This window comes from Brachyspira suanatina, from assembly GCF_001049755.1.
GTDB lineage: Bacteria > Spirochaetota > Brachyspiria > Brachyspirales > Brachyspiraceae > Brachyspira > Brachyspira suanatina.
This window is the reverse complement of sequence record NZ_CVLB01000001.1, coordinates 1411812-1431202: the sequence shown is the minus strand read 5'-3', so window position 1 is coordinate 1431202 and position 19391 is coordinate 1411812. Positions and strand designations below refer to the sequence as shown.

The 19391-nt window shown below is 27.7% G+C and carries 13 protein-coding genes; 7 read left to right on the top strand and 6 right to left on the bottom strand.

Annotation, left to right across the window (positions count from 1 at the left end; translation table 11 throughout):
* The first annotated feature begins 126 nt into the window (after window positions 1–126).
* The gene (locus BRSU_RS06105) at window positions 127–1980 is read left to right on the top strand and encodes a methyl-accepting chemotaxis protein (protein WP_048594384.1); all 1854 of its coding nucleotides are present in this window, start codon (window positions 127–129) and stop codon (window positions 1978–1980) included.
* Window positions 1981–2048: 68 nt separating this feature from the next.
* On the opposite strand, the gene BRSU_RS06100 is transcribed toward BRSU_RS06105, so the two are convergent.
* The 3 genes from BRSU_RS06100 to BRSU_RS06090 are packed head-to-tail and all read right to left on the bottom strand — an operon-like array spanning window position 2049 to window position 5341.
* Complete coding sequence (locus BRSU_RS06100) at window positions 2049–2840, bottom strand: nitrilase-related carbon-nitrogen hydrolase (protein WP_048594383.1); 792 nt, start codon at window positions 2838–2840, stop codon at window positions 2049–2051.
* Complete coding sequence (locus tag BRSU_RS06095; RefSeq protein WP_209435135.1) at window positions 2830–3783, bottom strand: leucine-rich repeat domain-containing protein; 954 nt, start codon at window positions 3781–3783, stop codon at window positions 2830–2832. Before BRSU_RS06095 ends, BRSU_RS06100 begins: the two co-directional genes overlap by 11 nt.
* Window positions 3784–3814: 31 nt before the next feature.
* Window positions 3815–5341 carry a phospholipase D-like domain-containing protein gene (locus BRSU_RS06090; RefSeq protein WP_048594382.1) on the bottom strand — a complete coding sequence of 509 codons (1527 nt, stop codon included), beginning with the start codon at window positions 5339–5341 and terminating at the stop codon, window positions 3815–3817.
* Window positions 5342–5582: 241 nt separating this feature from the next.
* Here BRSU_RS06090 and BRSU_RS06085 point away from each other — a divergent pair, with 241 nt between their 5' ends.
* The 4 genes from BRSU_RS06085 to BRSU_RS06070 all read left to right on the top strand — a co-directional run bounded on the left by BRSU_RS06085 (window position 5583) and on the right by BRSU_RS06070 (window position 10523).
* Entirely contained in the window at window positions 5583–6146 is a 564-nt protein-coding gene (locus BRSU_RS06085) for a ribosome assembly cofactor RimP (protein WP_048594381.1), read from the top strand.
* Window positions 6147–6199: 53 nt separating this feature from the next.
* Entirely contained in the window at window positions 6200–7690 is a 1491-nt protein-coding gene (gene nusA, locus BRSU_RS06080) for a transcription termination factor NusA (protein WP_048594380.1), read from the top strand.
* Window positions 7691–7713: 23 nt separating this feature from the next.
* On the top strand, window positions 7714–8604 hold the full coding sequence (locus BRSU_RS06075) for a class I SAM-dependent methyltransferase (protein WP_048594379.1): 891 nt from the start codon (window positions 7714–7716) through the stop codon (window positions 8602–8604).
* Between the two features lie 101 nt (window positions 8605–8705).
* Window positions 8706–10523 (top strand): methyl-accepting chemotaxis protein, encoded by a 1818-nt coding sequence (locus BRSU_RS06070; RefSeq protein ID WP_048594378.1) that lies wholly within the window; start codon window positions 8706–8708, stop codon window positions 10521–10523.
* Between the two features lie 51 nt (window positions 10524–10574).
* Here the strand turns inward: BRSU_RS06070 and BRSU_RS06065 are convergent, their stop codons facing one another.
* On the bottom strand, window positions 10575–11597 hold the full coding sequence (locus tag BRSU_RS06065; RefSeq protein ID WP_048594377.1) for a threonine aldolase family protein: 1023 nt from the start codon (window positions 11595–11597) through the stop codon (window positions 10575–10577).
* Between the two features lie 145 nt (window positions 11598–11742).
* Here BRSU_RS06065 and purB point away from each other — a divergent pair, with 145 nt between their 5' ends.
* On the top strand, window positions 11743–13035 hold the full coding sequence (gene purB / locus BRSU_RS06060) for an adenylosuccinate lyase (protein WP_048594376.1): 1293 nt from the start codon (window positions 11743–11745) through the stop codon (window positions 13033–13035).
* A 690-nt stretch (window positions 13036–13725) separates the two neighbouring features.
* Here purB and tsaD read toward each other — a convergent pair.
* Window positions 13726–14748, bottom strand: a complete 1023-nt coding sequence (gene tsaD / locus BRSU_RS06055) for a tRNA (adenosine(37)-N6)-threonylcarbamoyltransferase complex transferase subunit TsaD (protein WP_020063574.1) — start codon at window positions 14746–14748, stop codon at window positions 13726–13728.
* 133 nt (window positions 14749–14881) lie between these two features.
* On the opposite strand from tsaD, the gene BRSU_RS06050 reads away from it, so the two are divergent.
* Window positions 14882–15754 (top strand): SAVED domain-containing protein, encoded by an 873-nt coding sequence (locus BRSU_RS06050; RefSeq protein ID WP_048594375.1) that lies wholly within the window; start codon window positions 14882–14884, stop codon window positions 15752–15754.
* Between the two features lie 428 nt (window positions 15755–16182).
* Here the strand turns inward: BRSU_RS06050 and BRSU_RS06045 are convergent, their stop codons facing one another.
* Window positions 16183–19353 carry an efflux RND transporter permease subunit gene (locus BRSU_RS06045; protein ID WP_048594374.1) on the bottom strand — a complete coding sequence of 1057 codons (3171 nt, stop codon included), beginning with the start codon at window positions 19351–19353 and terminating at the stop codon, window positions 16183–16185.
* Window positions 19354–19391: the final 38 nt, after the last annotated feature.

Sequence of the window (19391 nt, the reverse complement as noted above, 5' to 3'; positions counted from 1 at the left end):
CTTTATATGTAAAAAATAAAAGATTTTTAAAGATTTTAGTAAAAAATATTTACAAATATATAGACTTTTTTAAAAAAATATCATATACTATTATTGTAATAATTGAGTTATATATGGGGGTTATTTATGAAATTTATGCAAACTTTGAAATTTAAAATGCCTTTTACTATTATATCATCTGTAGCTGTAATGCTTTTGGTTCTTATTATAGTAATAATATCTGCTTCGGCAATATTTATGGAGAGAACTGCTATAAGCGGATTTATGGAAACTGCTGACGGATATAGAGATTTAGTTTCTATATGGATTGAAGATCAGGCAGATTTGACTTCTGTTATATCAAAAGAATCTGAATTTTTAGATTATTTTGAAAATCCTAATCAATATACATTATCTATAGCAAACGGTGAATTTACAGAGCTTCTAAAAGAATTAGAATCTCATTTCTCAGCTTTTGCTTTAATAGATTTAAATGGAAAAGTTGTTTTAGATACTGCTTCTAATGAACATTTGAATACTATAAGTCAAAAAACTATATGGAAAGAGCTTCAAAACAATAATTATAAGTATGCTATTGAAGATGAGATTTATTTGTCATCAGTTACAGGAAACTATGTTATAGGTGTTTTGGCCGGAGTATTTGATACTAATGCAAGACCTGCCGGAGTTTTATATGCTGAATTGAGATGGGATTCTTTTGTTCAAAAATATTTTTCTGAAATTACTATAGGAAAAACAGGTAATATATATATTGTTAATGAAGAAGGAAGGAGAGTAGCTCATAAAGAAGTTAAAAAAGTTAATACTATATCTATAGGTTCTAAAAATGCTTTATCTGCTGCAGCCTCACAGAGAAAAGGTGCTTTACATTATGAGGATGAAGGTAAAAAAATAATGGCTTTTTCAAGACTTGAAAATATAGATTGGATAATGTGCGTTACTATGCTTGATAGTGAATTTTTTGATAATAAAAATACTTTAATAAAAATAACTATAGTGTTGAGTTTATTACTTCTTATTATTACATCATTTATAGTTATAGTTTATGTTAATAAAAATATATCAAGAGTATTATCAAGAATAGCAAGCGATTTGAACAGACTTGGAAACGGAGATTTAACTGTATCAGCACCAACTAAATTTTTGACTAATAAATATCAAAATCATGAATTTGGAATAATAGCTAATGGATTTAATAATACTATAGAAAAGTTAAAAAATATAGTAAGCAATATAATTGATTCTTCTAATAATATAGAATTGACATCAAAAGAATTAGCAAGCGGAAATAATGATTTAGCTTTAAGAACTCAATCTCAATCATCATCATTGGAACAAACTGCTAGTTCTATGGAGCAAATGGCTTCTACAATAAAAAATTCTGCAGAAAAATCTGTTATAGGAAATAATATGATGAATGATTCTAAAAAGTCTGTAGAAGAAGCAGGACTTATAATAGACAGTACAACAAGAAGTATGGAAGATGTTTATGAAGCAAGCAGAAAAATAACTAATATAACAAAATTAATAGAAGATATTGCTTTTCAAACTAATATATTAGCATTAAATGCATCAGTTGAAGCAGCACGTGCAGGAGAGCAGGGCAGAGGTTTCTCTGTTGTAGCCTCTGAAGTTAGAACTTTAGCACAGAATACTCAAACATCTGTAAAAGATATTACTTCCTTAATAGCTGATTCAGATGAGAAAATAAGAGTAGCAACAGAAGCAGCAAGAAAATCTCAGGAAATATTTGTTGATATTAAGGATAAAATAGAAAATACAGCCAATATAATGAGAGATATTTCTACAACAGCAGTAGAACAGCAAAGCGGAGTTGATCAGGTTAATCAGGCAGTATTGAAAATGGATGCAAGCACACAAGAAAATGCTAGCTTAGTAGAGCAGTCAAAAGAAGCTAGTATAACTTTAAGCAGCGAGGCTCAGAAATTAATAGACGTTGTAAGTTATTTCAAATTGTAAAACTTGATAATATAAAAATTATATTTGGAATGGGCTTGATTATACAAAATCATGCTCATTCTATTTTATTAATAATGTCTTTTTATTTCTTCTATAAAATCAGAACATATTATATTTTGTCTATTGTTTTTTATTTCTATTTCAGCAGTTATTATCTTATTGTTTTGATTTTCGTTTATATTTGTGAGTAATTTTCCTGTTTCATCGCATATAAAACTTTTGCCAATAAAAGAAGCTTCCATAATTGAATTTTTTTCTATACCTATGCGATTACATAATACTAGAGGAGTTAAATTTTCTATTGCTCTTATTCTAGCTATTTCAAAAGTAGTGTTGGAGCCAAAATTAGCAAGTACGCATATTAAATTACTTCCATTTAATATTTGCTTTCTTGATATTTCATTGAACCATAAATCAAAGCATATTTGTACTGATATATTAATGCCGTTTATATTGAAGACTAAATCAGCATTATTTATTTCTCCAATATCAAAAAATTTCTTTTCAAAATCGGATAAATGTATTTTCCTATATATGCCTTTTATATTTCCTTTTTCTATTATTGCAGCAGAATTATAAATTTTATCTTCAAACTTTTCAGCGAATCCTGCAATTATAGAGGTATCATATTTTTTTGACATTTCAGATAGGCTATTTATAAATATGCCGTCTTTTATATTTTCAGCAGTAAGTATTAATTCTTCTCTGTTTTCAAATAAATAACCATTAGAAGATAATTCAGGAAGTACTATTAAATCAGATTTTTCTTTGGTACTTATATTTTTTAAATGATTATTTATTATTTCTAGATTTTTATATTTATCTTTTTGTATATAGAATTCAAAGGCACTAATCTTCATTATAGTCTTTATATCCTTTTTCTTCCAGTAATTTCTTTGTTCTTTTATCCCAATTTTTATCATCGCTTATAACAGATACATATTTTAATTTAGGAGCTGTTTCCTTTGAAAGCATATCTACATTAAAGCATTTTATATTTTCTAATATTAAAATTCTTATTCTAGGATGATTTAATATAGCATCCATATTTTCAAGATTTCTAAGATTAGTTAAAATAACCTTTTTTAAATCTTCTAAATTACTTAAATCAGGAATTTCTTTTAATGTAGGTATATTATTCAATTCCAAAGTTTTAAGAGTTTTCATTTCTGATATAAAATTAAATGATCTTATATTCTTGCCTTTTTCAATATAGAGTTCTTCTAGTTCTGGAAGTTTTTTAGGCATTTCTTCCTCATGAGAAACTCCTGTAAGAACGGCTATTTTTTTAAGATTAGGATTCTTATCAAAAGACTCCATTCTGAATGTTCCAGCACCTATTTCTCTTATTGTACTTTTCATAGATAAATAAACATCTTGTCTTAATGTAAGCCCATTTTCTATATAAATACTTTCTAAATTTTCTATATTATCAAGAGGCTTTAATTCCATATCTTTAGGCAAATCACCGTATAGATGCAAACTTCTCAAATTGATAAGTTTAGCAAATATAGAAATATTTTTTAAAGGATATTTTAACGATGCATGATATATAAGATTTCTCATTTCAGGCAAAGCTGTAAGCAGATCATTACCGCTTATATAATTTTTATTGCTTTCATCCTTTTCTGACGATAAGTTAATAAAGAAATCTTCTCTAGTTTTTAGAAGTTCATTTAGAGTTGGTATATTATCCTTTTTTATACCTATATCATCTACAAAAAGAATATGTCTCTCTTTTGAAAATCCCAATTCGAAAAGGGCTTGATTATCTAATTCTGATATTTTTATTTTCTTCATCATAATTATTTACCATATAAAAAAATATGCCATATTATAAAACAGGAGCTATAATTCTGCAAGCCGAATTTCTAAGTCTTACAAGCATAGGCTGTTTAGAATATTCCTCTATAGTTATTTTATGGGAATCAAGCATATCTTTTTTAAATATATCCTCAAATTTTTTAGCTATATCAATATCATATATAACAGCATTCATTTCGTAATGTAAATAAAAGCTTCTTATATCCATGTTGCAAGTACCGCATGATACTATTCTTCCATCCATTACACAGAATTTACTGTGCAAGAAACCTTTTTCATATAAATATATATTTACACCAGCATTTAGTAAAGTTTCAAAATATGTCTGGGCCACCCACCAAGCAACTAATTTATCAGGGTTTCCTGTTATCATAAGGTTTACATTTACTTCGGATAATGCAGCATTCTCTAAAGTTCTTAAAAATCCGTCATCAGGTACAAAGTATGGGCTTTCTATGTAAATACTTTCTTTAGCTTCTTCTATCATTTTAGAATATACTTTTTGTATGCTGTCCCATTTAGAGTCTGCACCTGAAGTTATTATCTGAACAGGCAGAAATTTATCGGTAAATGACTGCGGAAATAAATCTTTTCTTATAATTGATACTTTTTCTTCGTTTAATTCCTTATTAGCATATTTTATTCTTCTTAAATGCTTATGTTTATTTTCTTCAACATTAAAAATTTCTAAATCTCTTCCGCCTGCATTATACCAATCGCAAACGAAAACATTCTGTATAAGATTGCATGAATCTCCAACTATTCTCATATGTACATCTTTCCAAGAATTAAATCGTTTTCCTCCGTCTATATATTCCTGTCCTAAATTCATTCCTCCCATATATGCTACAACACCATCAACTACAACTATTTTTCTGTGATTTCTGTAATTTACAAATCTAGTCCATAATATAGAAAAAGGGTCATGATAATATAAAAATTTTATTCCATTTTTTTTCAATTCTCTTCTGTATTTTCTGCTTATTCTCTTTAATGATCCTACACCATCAAATATAAGCCTTATTTCAACTCCTTGTTTTGCTTTTTTTATGAGAACATCTTTTATTCTATTTCCAAGTTTATCGCTTCTCCATATAAAATATTCCATATGTATAGTTTTTTCTGCTAGTTTTAGATCTTGAATTATAGCATCAAAGAGTTTTTCGCCATCATCAAATACATAAACTTCATTTTGAACTGTAATAGGTGAGTATCCGCTTTTTATTGCAAGCTTAACCAAATTTATATGCTTCCCATAATTACCCTGCATATTATCAAGTATTTTTATTTGTTCTTTAAGCAATGAAGAAAAATAATTTTTTATCATATCCTCTGGAAGTTTAGCAGAAATTTTCTTTTTTGATTTTTTCCAATCCATTCCAAGGAATATATAAAATATTACACCAATATAAGGCAAAAATACTAAAACAGTAAGCCAGGCTATAAATGAATAAGGAGGTCTGTTTTCAAGCAGCATTTTTATAGCTATAGATACCACATATAAGAAAAATATAATTGTTAATATATAAAATATCATCTTTTACCAATCATTTAATAAATACTATTCATAGTTTATTTATAATAAAATAGAAAATAATAAAAGTCAATTAAATAATATTAACATAATAATAAATTTTATTAAAGTACTTGACAAAAATCATTAGTAGGGTAAAATAAAAATACTTCCGAAAATATTTGTAATGAAGGGCGTTGGTTTTTGGCAGCAAAAACTGACACTCTTTTTTTATATTAGGAAAATAATAAAAAACAGCATTTATATGAATAATAAAACTAGACCTCAGAAACAAAAAGAATATGGCAGAGAGCCTAAAAAAAAGAAATTAAAAAAAGATAAAGTTACTAAGAAAGCAGATAATAATATAATAGATGAAATTATATTATATAACGGTATAAAAGATATTTTAGAGAAAAGTAATATATATCTGCTTGATTTGAAAGTGAGAGCTATTTCTGATAATAAAAAAGTATATGCTGTTATTTTTAAGAAAAAAGAAAGTGTATCTCATACTCATTGTATAGAAACTACTAGAAAGATTCAGGATTGCATAAAAGCTAATGGTTATGATGAGGGAGATTATACCATAACAGTTTCTTCTGCCGGATTTAGGTGGAAATTTAATGACAGATATGAATTATTTGAAGATATGCCTATAAAAATAAAATATAGAAACGGTGAAGAATTTATTACTGCTTATGCAATGTTGAAAAAGTCTGAAGATGATTACATTATAATAACTGTAACAGATGAAGATAATGTTATTAATGAAAAAAATATAAAAATATTAAAAAAAGATATCATAAAAGCAAGATTAAATTGTTAATATTTATATACTATAAATATGTTTAATAAAAAATAAAAAATGGAGAAGTCAAAATGTTTGAAAATGTTGGAACTTATTTACAGCAGCTTTCTGATGAAAAAGATATTAGTGTGGAGCTTTTAAAAGAAGTAATAGCATCCACTATGGAATTAGCTTTAAAGAAGAAATATGGTGATGATATAAAATTTCATATTCATTTTGACAATAAAAATAATCCTACTGTATATAAGGGTGCTAGTGTTGTAGAAGAAGTTAGAAATAAGAATAAAGAAATATCTTTAGAAGAGGCTAAGAAATTAGATCAGGATATTAATTTGGGTGATGAAGTTTTAATACTTGTTGATCAGGTAGAAGCATTCGGAAGAATAGAAAGTACAGTAGCAAGAACTGCATTTTTCCAAAAAATTTCTGAATTAGAAAAAAATCTTATATATAATGAATTTAAAAGAAGAGAAAATCAGCTTGTAAACGGATATTTCCAAAGAGAACATAGAGGAACTATCTATATAAATTTAGGAAAGACAGAAGGGGAATTACAGAAGAAAGACCAATCTCCTAGAGAACATTATACTGTTGGAGATAGAATAAGAGCTTATATATATAAAGTTCAGGGGGGTAAAGATGAAAAAGGTAAAGAGGTTCATACAAAAATATTGCTTACTAGAACAAAATCTGACTTTATAAAGAAGCTTTTTGAATTAGAAATACCAGAAATTGCTGATGGTACTATAGAAATTAAAAATGTAGTAAGACAGCCTGGATTAAAAATAAAAGTTGCAGTTGCATCTAATAAGCCTGAAGTTGATCCTATAGGTGCTTGTATAGGGCAAAAAGGTATTCGTATACAATCTATAATTAAAGAAATAGAAGGCGAAAAGATAGACGTTGTAAAATGGTCTAAAGATATAAGAGAATATATCGCTGAGGCTATCACTCCAGCTAAACCTATAAGAATTATTATTACAGATCCGGAAAAAAAAGAAGCTATGATTATTATACCAGATGAACAGCTTTCTCTTGCTTTGGGTAAAAGCGGTTATAATGTGAAATTAGCTTCTCAGCTTACAGGATATTATTTTGATATAAAAACAGAAACAGATATTAAAGAAAATCCTGAATTGTTAAAAGATATAGTTCCTTTGAATCAAATATTCTCAGATACTGCAGAAGAAGTTCAGGCTGCTGATGAAGAGTTAGAAACAGCAGAAGTATTTGAAAGTAATTTATATTCATTACAGGGTATTGATGAAGCTATAATAAAAACTCTTATAGATAATAATATCAATTCTATAGAAGAATTATATAATATGTCTGTAGAAGATGTTATGGAAAAAACTAATCTCGAAAAAGATGTTGTTGATAATTTAATGCTTGTAATGAAAGATGTTGTTGAGGTTGTAGAGGCTTCTGATGATGAATATGAAACTACTTCTGAAGAGGTTGTTGAAGAGATAGAAGTTTATGAATGTCCTAACTGCGGATCTAGCATTACAGAAGATATGACTAAATGTCCTAAATGCGGAATTGAGCTTTCTTTTGAATAATAGTAATAATAGAGTATATTTTTATGATATGTGAGGTTTGTGGAAGTAACAATTATACTGAAATCGGCATTATAAAAAATATATGGAAGAATCACAAAAAGGTTTATCAATGCAGTAATTGCGGGCTTTATTTTATAGATCAGCCCACTGATGAAGAAATATATCTTCTGTATAAGAATGAATATCATAATAATATAAAAAATAAATTATTTGAAAAAGCTAAAAGCAAAATGCGTTATGCTAGAAGCTTATCTCAGTTTAATTTTGTAAATAATTATATTGACTGTAAAAATAAAAAAGTATGTGAAATAGGTGCTTTTGATGGTTTATTGTTGAGTATATTTAAAAAATATGGCTGTGATGTTTACGGTTATGAACTCAATGATAATGCCAGGCTTTATGCAAAAAATAAATACAACATTGATTTAAAACCTAATTTTTTAGAAAGTGAAGATAAATATGATATAATAATGCTTTCACATGTAATAGAGCATTTTAAAAATCCATCTGAAATATTATTAAAAATTAAAAATATGATTAAACCTAATGGATATTTATATATTGAAGTGCCTAATTCACCTATGAAAGATCAATGCAGCTATGATATGCTTATGAGATATTTATCTACTGAGCATATTGTGAATTTTAATAAGGATAATCTTATAAAATTTATAGAAAAAGTAGGATTAAATATAATAGAATCTAATTACAGTAATTATAAAGTCCCTGTAAATAATGAAATGCTTAGAGCAAATATATTAGAAGGTAGTTTGCCTAATATAAATAATGTTTTTTCTTTTTCTCTTTTTGCTTTAAATATGCTTATTTCTCCAAAATCTGTATTTATTGATTATAAAGATAATAATAACATATGGTCTTATGGAGAAAACATAAGAGTAATATCAAATCTTTAAAATTGCAGAATTTTGTACAAAAAATTATCATTATTTTTGACTTTAAGGACATTATTTTATATATTTAAAATGGACACTAAATTTCTATAAAGGTTGCCATTATGAAAAATAAATTAATGATCAAATTTTTAGCTCCTTTTATAATATTTCTTCTGTTGTTATTTGTTGTTATATATATTTTTTATAAGCCTTTATATAAATCTAGATTTTTAAGAGAAAAAAATCTTCAAGCATTAGAGGCTAAAACTAGAACAGAAGGGTATGTTGAAGAGTTAAAAAATACTATTTATGTTATGGAGGCATATTTATCATCTAATCCTAATTGGGTAGAATTTGGTAATTTTATTACTAATGTTCAGAAACTTAATGAAGGTTATTTGAATGTATATTTTGGAAACAGCACTCCATATCCTCAGGGTGGGGTTTTTATGAATACTTTGGAAGTTTATCCTATTACTTATGATCAAACTTCTAGAGATTGGTATAAATATTCTGTTGCCACTAATAATATAATGATCAGTGATCCTTATATAGATTTTGCTGTTAATAAGCTTACAGTTACATTTGGAAAGGCTGTTTATACTAATGGTAGTTTAAAAGGGGTATGTGCAATAGATTTTGCCAATATAAACACCATCACTGAAAGTTTAAAGAAAAATTTTGAAGATGAAATTTATATAGTTTCTGATAAGGGTATTTTTATGACACATGATAATAAAGATTATATCCTAGATGAAACTAATAATTTATTTACATATCCCATATTTGCTGATTTTAAAAATAATTTATCATCTCATATAGGCGATTTAGATATAATAGGTAATGAATGGTATTCTATTAAAAGAACAGATAATGCTCCTTGGATACTAGTATTTAAAGGAAGCGCTGAAATATTTTATTCTCAATTTAGATTCTTAATGTTAAGTTTCTTTTTATGTATATTTTTACTTATAGTATTAGAATTCCTTTTGGTTGCCAGAATAGTAATACCATTATCAAATAATTTATATCATGCTATTACAATAATGACATTGATGCAGGACGGAAGATTCGACAGTCAATTTGAAGAGAAAGATTTAAAAAGAAAAGATGTTTCAGGTACTTTAGCTAATTCAATTAATGATATGCAGCATATTATGTTCACTATAGTTTCTGAATTAAAGGAAAATATATCATTAATTAATAATTCATCTGAAAAAATATCAAGAGGTATAGATAATTTATCTGACAGAACATCTTCTCAGGCTGCGGCTGTTGAAGAAATAACTAGTTCTATAGAAAATTTGCTTACAGCTATTTCAAATACATCAAAAAATTCTTATGATGCTAAAAATATGAGTTCTAAAGTTACTGAATCTACACAAAGCGGAGTATCAGCAGTTAATGAAATATCAAATAATATGACTGAAATTTCAGAATCTAGTAAGGAAATATCAAATATTACTAAATTAATACAATCTATAGCTTTTCAAACTAATATATTAGCACTCAATGCAGCTGTAGAGGCAGCAAGGGCTGGAGAACAGGGCAGAGGATTTGCTGTTGTAGCTTCAGAAATAAGAAGTTTAGCCCAGAATGTTAATGAAGCGGCAGGAAGCATTACAAACATAATAGAAAATACTGTATCTAAAATAGAAATTGGAGATGAGTCTGTAAAAAGATCTTTAGATATACTTATAGCGATAGAAAATTCTGCCAAAGAAGTTTCTGATATATTAATTAATATATCAGAAGCTACAGCTGAAGAAGAAGAAAGTGTAAGACAAATTAATATGGCTATGAATGAATTAAATAAAATTACTCAGGAAAATGCTGAATTAGTTAATGATAGTTCATTGCTTGGAAAAGATGTAGTCAATGGAACTAATAATTTATCTTCTGAATTGGAATATTTCAAATTAGATAGTAATTTCAAATAAATAAAATATAAGAGTATGCTTTTTATATTAAGCATACTCTTTTTTTATTAATTATATTTTTAAATTTTTTATGATCTCGCAAACTTCATCTATTTTTTGCATACTTATGTCTCTATGAGTAACAAATCTTATTTTATAATCACCGAAAGAATTTGCCTTAATACCTTTTTCTGAAAGTTTTGATAATATTTCTGTTGATAATTTTTTTGTATTAGTTATAACTATATTAGTTTCTACATCTTCTAAATTTAATGTTCCCATTCCAGATTCTAATATTGCTTTTGCTATTTTTTTTGCTTTTTGATGATCTTCTTCTAATGAAGCTATATTATTTTCTAATGCATATATTCCGGCAGCAGCCATAAGTCCTATTTGTCTCATTCCTCCGCCTATTAATTTTCTCATTCTAAATGCTTCATTAATAAAATCTTTATCCGCACATATCATAGCACCCATTGGAGCTCCCAAACCTTTAGATAAACAGAAAGTAATTGAGTCTGTATGCGAAGATATTTCTTTTACTGATACTTTACTTGCTATAGAGGCATTAAATACTCTTGCACCGTCCATATGAAGATGAACATTTTTTGATTTTGTAAACTCATGTAATTCTTTTAACACTTCTATAGGATAAACACTTCCTCCATGTCTGTTATGAGTATTTTCTATCTCTACTATATTAACTGTTGTTGCATAAGTAGCTTGATTATTCAAATAATTTTTTATGATATCTTTAGTTAATATTCCTCTTTCAGCTTTAACAGGCAATGGTATTAAACCTGCCAAAGATGAAACTCCTCCAACTTCATAATGTATTATATGAGATTGTTCCTCTAAAAGTATCTGTTTTGTTTTTCTTCCTAATACCATCATAGGTATTAAATTACCCATAGTACCGCTAGAAACAAATATTGCTTTTTCTTTTCCTGTAATATCTGCTGCCATTTCCTGAAGTTTATTTACTGTAGGATCTTCCATATACACATCATCGCCGCATTCAGCATTGTATATTGCTTTACGCATTTCTTCACTTGGTTTTGTTATGGTATCGCTTCTTAAATCATAAATTTCCATTTTTAATTACTCCATATATTAAAAACATATTTTTGATGCAATAATTTTAATTCTTTTTTATAAATTACAACTATTAAAAAATAATTGAAATAATTTATAATTCTGTCTATAATAATTCAATATTTTATATTAAGGATAATAATCTATGATAAAGAGATATACTAGAAAAGAGATGGGTGAACTTTGGAGCTTGCAAAATGAGTTTCAGGTTATGCTTGATGTTGAAATTGCTGCTTGTGAGGCTATGGCTGAAATAGGAGAGATTCCTGCAGAGGCAGTGAAGAATATTAAAGAAAAAGCAACTTTCACAGTAGAAAGAATTGCTGAAATAGAAAAAGAAACTAATCATGATATTATATCATTTGTAACCGCTGTTCAAGAGAATGTAGGCGAGGGCGGACAATATATACATAAAGGCTTAACTTCAAGCGATGTAAAAGATACTGCATTAGCTGTTATGATGAAAAGATCTGCTGAAATTATATTAGATGACTTAAAAAGATTATCAGAAGTTTTATTAAGAAGAGCTAAGGAACATAAATATACTCCTTGTATAGGACGTACTCATGGTATACATGCTGAGCCTATGACATTGGGATTAAAATTTATATTATGGTATGATGAGAATGAAAGAAATATTAAGCGTGTTGAAGAAGCAAAAAAACAGGTTTCTGTTGGGAAACTTTCTGGTGCTGTTGGTACTTATAGTAATATTGATCCTAGAATAGAAGAAATAGTTTGTAAAAAATTAGGTATAGAAGCAGATAGAGTTTCTACTCAAATAATACAAAGAGACAGACATGCACAGTATCTTACAACTTTAGCTATTGTTGCTAGTTCATTAGAAAAATTTTCTACAGAAATAAGAAACCTTCAAAGAACAGATATAAGAGAAGCAGAAGAATATTTCAGTGAAAAGCAAAAAGGTTCATCTGCTATGCCTCATAAAAGAAACCCTATCACTTGCGAAAGAATATCAGGTTTAGCAAGAATAGTAAGGGGTAATGCATTAGCTTCTATGGAAGACATTACGCTTTGGCATGAGAGAGATATAAGCCATTCATCAGTAGAAAGAGTTATACTTCCAGATTCTACTATTGCTGTTGATTATGCTATTAATAAATTCATTGATATAGTAGATAAGCTTTTAATTTATCCTGAAGCTATGAAAGCAAATATTGAAAAGACAGGCGGTTTAATTTTCAGCCAAAGAATTTTGATAAGCTTAGTTAATAAAGGCATTGACAGAGATAATGCTTACAGATGGGTACAAAGAAATGCAATGAAAAGATGGCTCAATAACGAAGACTTTAGAGAGAATGTTCACAAAGATGAGGACATTACAAAATATTTAAGCTCTCAGGAAATTGACGACTGTTTTGACTATGCATACTATCTAAGAAATATTGATGTTATAATGAAAAGATTTGGAATATAATTTTAATTAAATAAAATAAAAGAATGATAATTGATTATAAAATAATTAGTTATCATTCTTTTTTATTGCATCAATTTTAATTATTAGACTTATTTCAAAACTATTTATAAATAATTTTTAAAGTTTGTTAACTGATTTACTTTATGTAGAATTATCAACTTTTTTGCCGAGCTTTTCCAAAGTTGTTGCCGACACCTACTGCGAGGTGAACTTCATCGGTACGCTTCGCGAAAACGCAATTACTAGAACTTTATATTTTAATGATGTTTATTAAATGTATGATATATACTAAAATTTTTTAACTTTGTCAAAATTAGTTTTTATATTGCTATTATTTTCGGTGGCTAGCTCCGACCCCAAATTCTTTTGTAGACACAAAGAACCTATATCCTCGACAGGCTCGGATACGCTTCGCGAAAGACTGCATTTTTAACCTAAATTTTAGGTATTACAATACATTTAATACGTATTGTAATGATATAAGGTTGTAGCACTTGTATTTTTTGCAACTTTTTTGTGCGACAAAAAAAGTTGATAATACATTTACAAAATATAAAAATTTACAAAATATAGTTGTTTAGTTATACACTGATTATACTAATAATTATATAACTAATTTTATAAATAAGTTTTGAAACAAGTCTATTTTATAATCTAAGCTAGTAAATAAATTTCCAGTCAATTATAATTTTATTTTGCACTTTTATTTTTGTTATATTTTTTATTTAAAACTCTTGAGAAACAATCTAAATTATAATCAGCAAAATCCTGTTTATCTTTCATATGATAAGCAAGTCCCGCAACCATAGCAGCATTGTCTGTTGTGTATTTTAAAGCAGGTAGATAACATTCAAAGTCTTTAGAGTTTCCAAATCTCTCTCTTAAATAACTATTGCATGCCACTCCGCCGGATAATGTAACTCTTTTAATACCGCTTTTTTCAACATATTTCAAAGTTTTGATATATAAAGGCTCTATTGCACTTATTTGAAATGCGGCAGCTATATTTTCATTAGTTGCTTCGTATCCTTCTTTAAGATATTTTTTTGTAGAATAAACGCATGCTGTTTTAAGTCCGCTGTATGAGAAGTTAAATTCATCTATGCCGTTTAATAATACAATAGGATATTTTATTGCTTCTTTGTTTCCTTCTTTAGCTAATCTGTCTATTATAGGGCCGCCCGGATATCCTAGATTTAAAAACTTTGAAACTTTATCATAAGCTTCGCCCACAGCATCATCTAAAGTAGTACCCACAACTTTATATTCACCGTAATCATGCACTTCGGTTATTATAGTATGTCCTCCAGATACAACCAATGCTATATAAGGAAACTCTATATCATTTGTAAGATGAGGCGAGTAAATATGTGCAGCTATATGATCCAAAGCTAATAACGGCTTGTTTAAAGAAAATGCCAATGATTTTGCACTTGCCACTCCAACAAGCAAAGAGCCTAAGAGTCCTGGTCTGTTTGTAACTGCAAATAAATCTATATCATCTAAAGTGGTATTTGCATCTTTTAATGCTTTATCTATTACATAGAGTATTGCTTCCAAATGTTTTCTTGCAGCAATTTCAGGAACTACTCCTTGAAATTCTTTATGTGCATCTATTGATGAGCTTAATACTGAAGAAAGTACATTTTTTCCGTCCTCAACTATAGCAGCAGAAGTATCATCGCATGAAGTGTCTATACCTAATATTTTCATTTTATCTCCAATATCAATTTATTCTATTTTATGTTAAAATTATTACGAAAATGTTTCTATAATATATATTTTTTTATATTATTTGTAAATAGTTTATTTTGATAATTTATAAAACATGTATAGAGAGTAAAGCATGAAAGATAATAATAAAATTTTTGATTATATGACTGAAGATGATAATATTAAAAGAGTGAAAATATTTCATTCTATAAGAGGAAATGCTCAGAACTTCGGAGAAATGCCCCCTATTGATTTGGAAATAGATTTAGATAAAGAATATAAAGAATACAAAAATGAAAAAGAAAATAAAATAGATAATGTTATAAAGAAATTAAAAAATATCATATTATCAAAGTTTAAAGAAAAAAATATAACTAAAGATTATCCTATAGTCCTTTATGCAATAGCTCCTAACAGCATACTTGTTTCTATTGCTTATATATTAGAGAAATACGGATATAATTTTGTTTTTCTCCCAAAGCCAAAAGATTCATTATCTTGGGGATTTAAAGATATAGAAATAGATGAGCCTGAATTAAAAAGTTTTGTAGAAAGCAAATCAAATGTTATGAGAATAGATAATATTAATCACCCAATAGGGATAATATTATCAGGACAATCAAATATTAATGATATAGAACAAGTTTATAAAGATGATAAAAATCTTATTCTTAATAAAGGATTCGATTATTCATACAGCAATATCATCACAATAACACATCAAGTTATATTAGAAGAGCATTCACATAAAAGTTTGGTAAATAAAAGATGTTATTATTTATTTACTAAAAAGATAGATGAAATTTTTGATGATATAGTAAAATATAGAAATTTAGAAGAAGTTCATATATTAAGTTCCATACCTGCTAATGGACTTTTATATGTAGGACAAAAAATGGCTGATTATAAATATGATTATTTAACATTTTATATATATAATTACAGCAGCGACAATAACAGATATGAACTTGGTGCAATACTTAATAGCAATTTACTAGAGTATTAAATAATATTAATAATTTTTTAATTACATTTTATATTAATGTGAGCGAACTCATTTTTTAATTGTATATGCCTAAACAACTATATTTTGTCAATTTTTTTGCAACTTTTTTGCCGCACACGCTCTGCAGACTTCGTCAAAGTTGCTGCCACAGGCACGCTTCGCGAAAACGCAATTGCTATAATTTTATATTTTAAGAATATCTATCAAATATGGTGTAATACCATAATTTTAGGTTAAAAATGCAGTTGTTCGCGAAACGTATCCGAGCTTGTCGAGGATATAAGCTTCTTTGTGTCAACAAAAGAAGTGGGGGGCTGCACTCTGTGTACTTCGTAAGGGCAAAGCCCTGCAAATATTTTAAATTAGAAAAAATTATTTTGACAAAATATAATTGTTTAGGTATATACTATAAAACTATAAATATTCAATCAGTTTTTATAATTTATTTTTATAAGTTTCAAATCCGCTGATATCATGAATAGAGAAGGCAACAGTATCAATGTCAAAAGGGCAGCGAATAAAAGCCCGTAAGCCATAGCCATAACCATAGGTACTATCAAATCAGCACTTCCGCCTATACCATAAACAGTTGGAAGAAGTCCGAATATTGTAGTAACTGTTGTTAGAAATATTGCTCTGAATCTGTCGCCTGCACCTTCTACTACCGCATTAAGTACATCTTCTTTTGTATGTATGTTTCCTTGTTCAAGTATTCTGTTTATTAAGTCCACCATTATAATACCATTATTTACAACTACACCTGCAAGTCCAACTATACCAACAGCTCCTACAAAAGACATAGGCATTCTATGTGCTGCAAATCCTAGTATAACTCCTATTATTCCAAATGGTATTATACCCAAAATCATGAAAGGCTGAACAAATTTATTAAATTGAAGAAGAAGTATTACATATATTGCAATTATAGCAACAACATATCCCCAGGCAATACCTATTATAGAACCTCTAGTTTCTTTTACCTCTCCTGCAAACTCTACGCTTATATTAGGATAATCTTTTGATATAGAATTAAAATAATCCTGCATTGCATAAGTTACTTGTATGGCAGTATTTTTTCCCTGTTCAATATCCGCTGTCATCGTTATAGATTTTTTACCGTTATAATGTCTTATGCTTGATTGATTGTTTGTAATATATATGTGTGCTATATCTTTTAATTGTATAAGTCTGTTATATGTATTTGGTATATAAAGATTATTAAGTACATTTGTATCATAAGTATATTTTTTATCTAATCTTACTCTGAAGTCTAATTTATTTTCAAACTGCTGAATTGAAGTAGCTACTATTCCGGCATAGGCAGCCCTTAATTCTCTTGCAGCATAAGCAACATTAACACCTAGTTCTCCCATTCTGTCATAATTAAATATTACTCTTAATTCTTCCTGTCCGATTTTATCATCATCATCATAGTTTATTATTCCATTTAAACTTAAAAGATGCTCTTTCATTTTATCTTTTACTTCTTTAACTATAGCAGTATCATTTCCTATTATTTTTATATCAACTGCTTTACCAGGGTTTATTGGAAGTTTAGTGTTTACTGTTATTAATGCCAATTCTTTTTTTATACCGCTTTTTTCTATAGCTAGATTTAAATCATCTACTATATCATAAGCTATTTTTTTCCTGTTATTGGCAGGAACTAAATATATCATAATACCGGCAAGATTATCCATTTCTTCGGACACTTCCACAGTGTTTTTATCTAATTGCTTTCCTAATAAACTGTATACAGCTATTATATCATTAGTATTTACAGTTTCATAAATAATATTTTCTACCTGCTGAAGATATTTTTCTGTTTTATATAAAGAACTTCCAACTCCTGTATCCATATTAACAACTATAACATCAGCACTAGTATCATAAACTAAAGTAAATTTTGCAAATATTACTTTTGCTATTGCTAAAGTGATGAGTAATGTCACTACAAAAAATATTAATACAGCATATCTGAATTTTAATGTAAATCTTAAAAATTTAATAAAAGGTATTTTTAATTTATCGAATAATTTATCTTTATCAAAATCAAGAGGATTTTTGAAATTAAATCTTTTTCTTTTATGTTCTCCAGTAAGTTCTTCTTTTGTTATCAAGTTATTAGGCAAAAGAAGTACTGCCTGAAATATACTTACAATCAAAGCTACTATTACAACTCTAGGATATTGATTGATTAATCTTCCCATAGTTCCAGTAACAAATATTATAGGTGCAAAAGATGCAACGGTTGTGAGAGTAGAAACAAGCATAGGCATGAATACTTCGCCTACAGCACTTTTGGTGGCATCAAGTCCTTTTATTCCTCTTTGATGATAATTAAAAATATTTTCTGAAACTACTATTGAGTTGTCTACTATCATACCTAAAACCGTTATAATACCGCCTAAAGAAATTATATTGAAAGTTATTCCAGAGTATGTCATATAAATAAGAGAAACGGAAATAACTATAAGCATTCCAAGCGAAGTAAATATTGCACTTTTGAAATCCAAAAATATTATAAGTATTACAAATATGATTATGAATCCTGTAATAATATTTGAAGAAACTGCATTAAGCAAATCATTAATAGTTCTTGAGTTATCAGCCATAGGTACTATTTCTATATTATTTGGTATAGTTGCTTTGTTGTTTTCAAAATATTTATTAACATTGTCTATAGTTTTTAATATATCAGCATCTTCTTTTTTTATTATATTTATTGAATATCCATGCTGACTATTAACTCTCATATATACACTTTTATCAACAAATAATTCTTCAACTCTTGCTACATCTCCAATTCTTACCGGCTGACCATTAAATATAGAACGTATAATAACATTTGTAATAGATAATGGATCTTGAAATTGTCCTGTAGTTACAAGAAGTTTATTTTTTTCTTCTAAATCAGCATTTTCATCAGGCTTCATATTTCCGCTTGTAGAACGTATATTTCTTAAAGATAATGCCTGTATAATTTCTGTTAATGAAGTATAATATTCATTTAATTTATATGGATCTGCAAGTATTTGAATTTCAGGATCAGTTCTTCCATATACTTCAATATTTGCAACTCCGTCTACATATTTTAATTCTTTTTCAAATCTTTTGGATATATCATAAAGTTCTTTTTCGCTGCCTTCCATTCCTTTTTTGAATCTTAAACCAAGATTGTATATAGGAAGTCTGTTAGCATTAGCTTCAAAAATTTTTATCTCTGAAACATCTTTTGATACATTAGGAGCATTCTGAAGACGTCTGAATATTTCATCTTTTACAGGTCTTGAGTCTTTAAGGTTCATGTCTATTCTTATAGTGAGTATTCCAGCATTTTCTATTATTATAGAATAAAATTCATCAATGCCTGCTATAGTTTGCAGCTCATCTTCTATTGGAATCATAGCATATTGTTCAACGTCTTCTGGAGAAGCACCCGGATATATAACCTGAACTATCATAACATCAAAGTTAGTTGATGGAAAAGCTTCCTTCTTTATATTAAGATAAGAGTATATTCCAACAGCTAAAGTAACCAAAATAATAACATTAACTAATAATCTGTTTTTTGCAAATAGTTCTATTATTCTATCCATATTCAAATCCAATTAAATATATAAATTTATTTTAATAT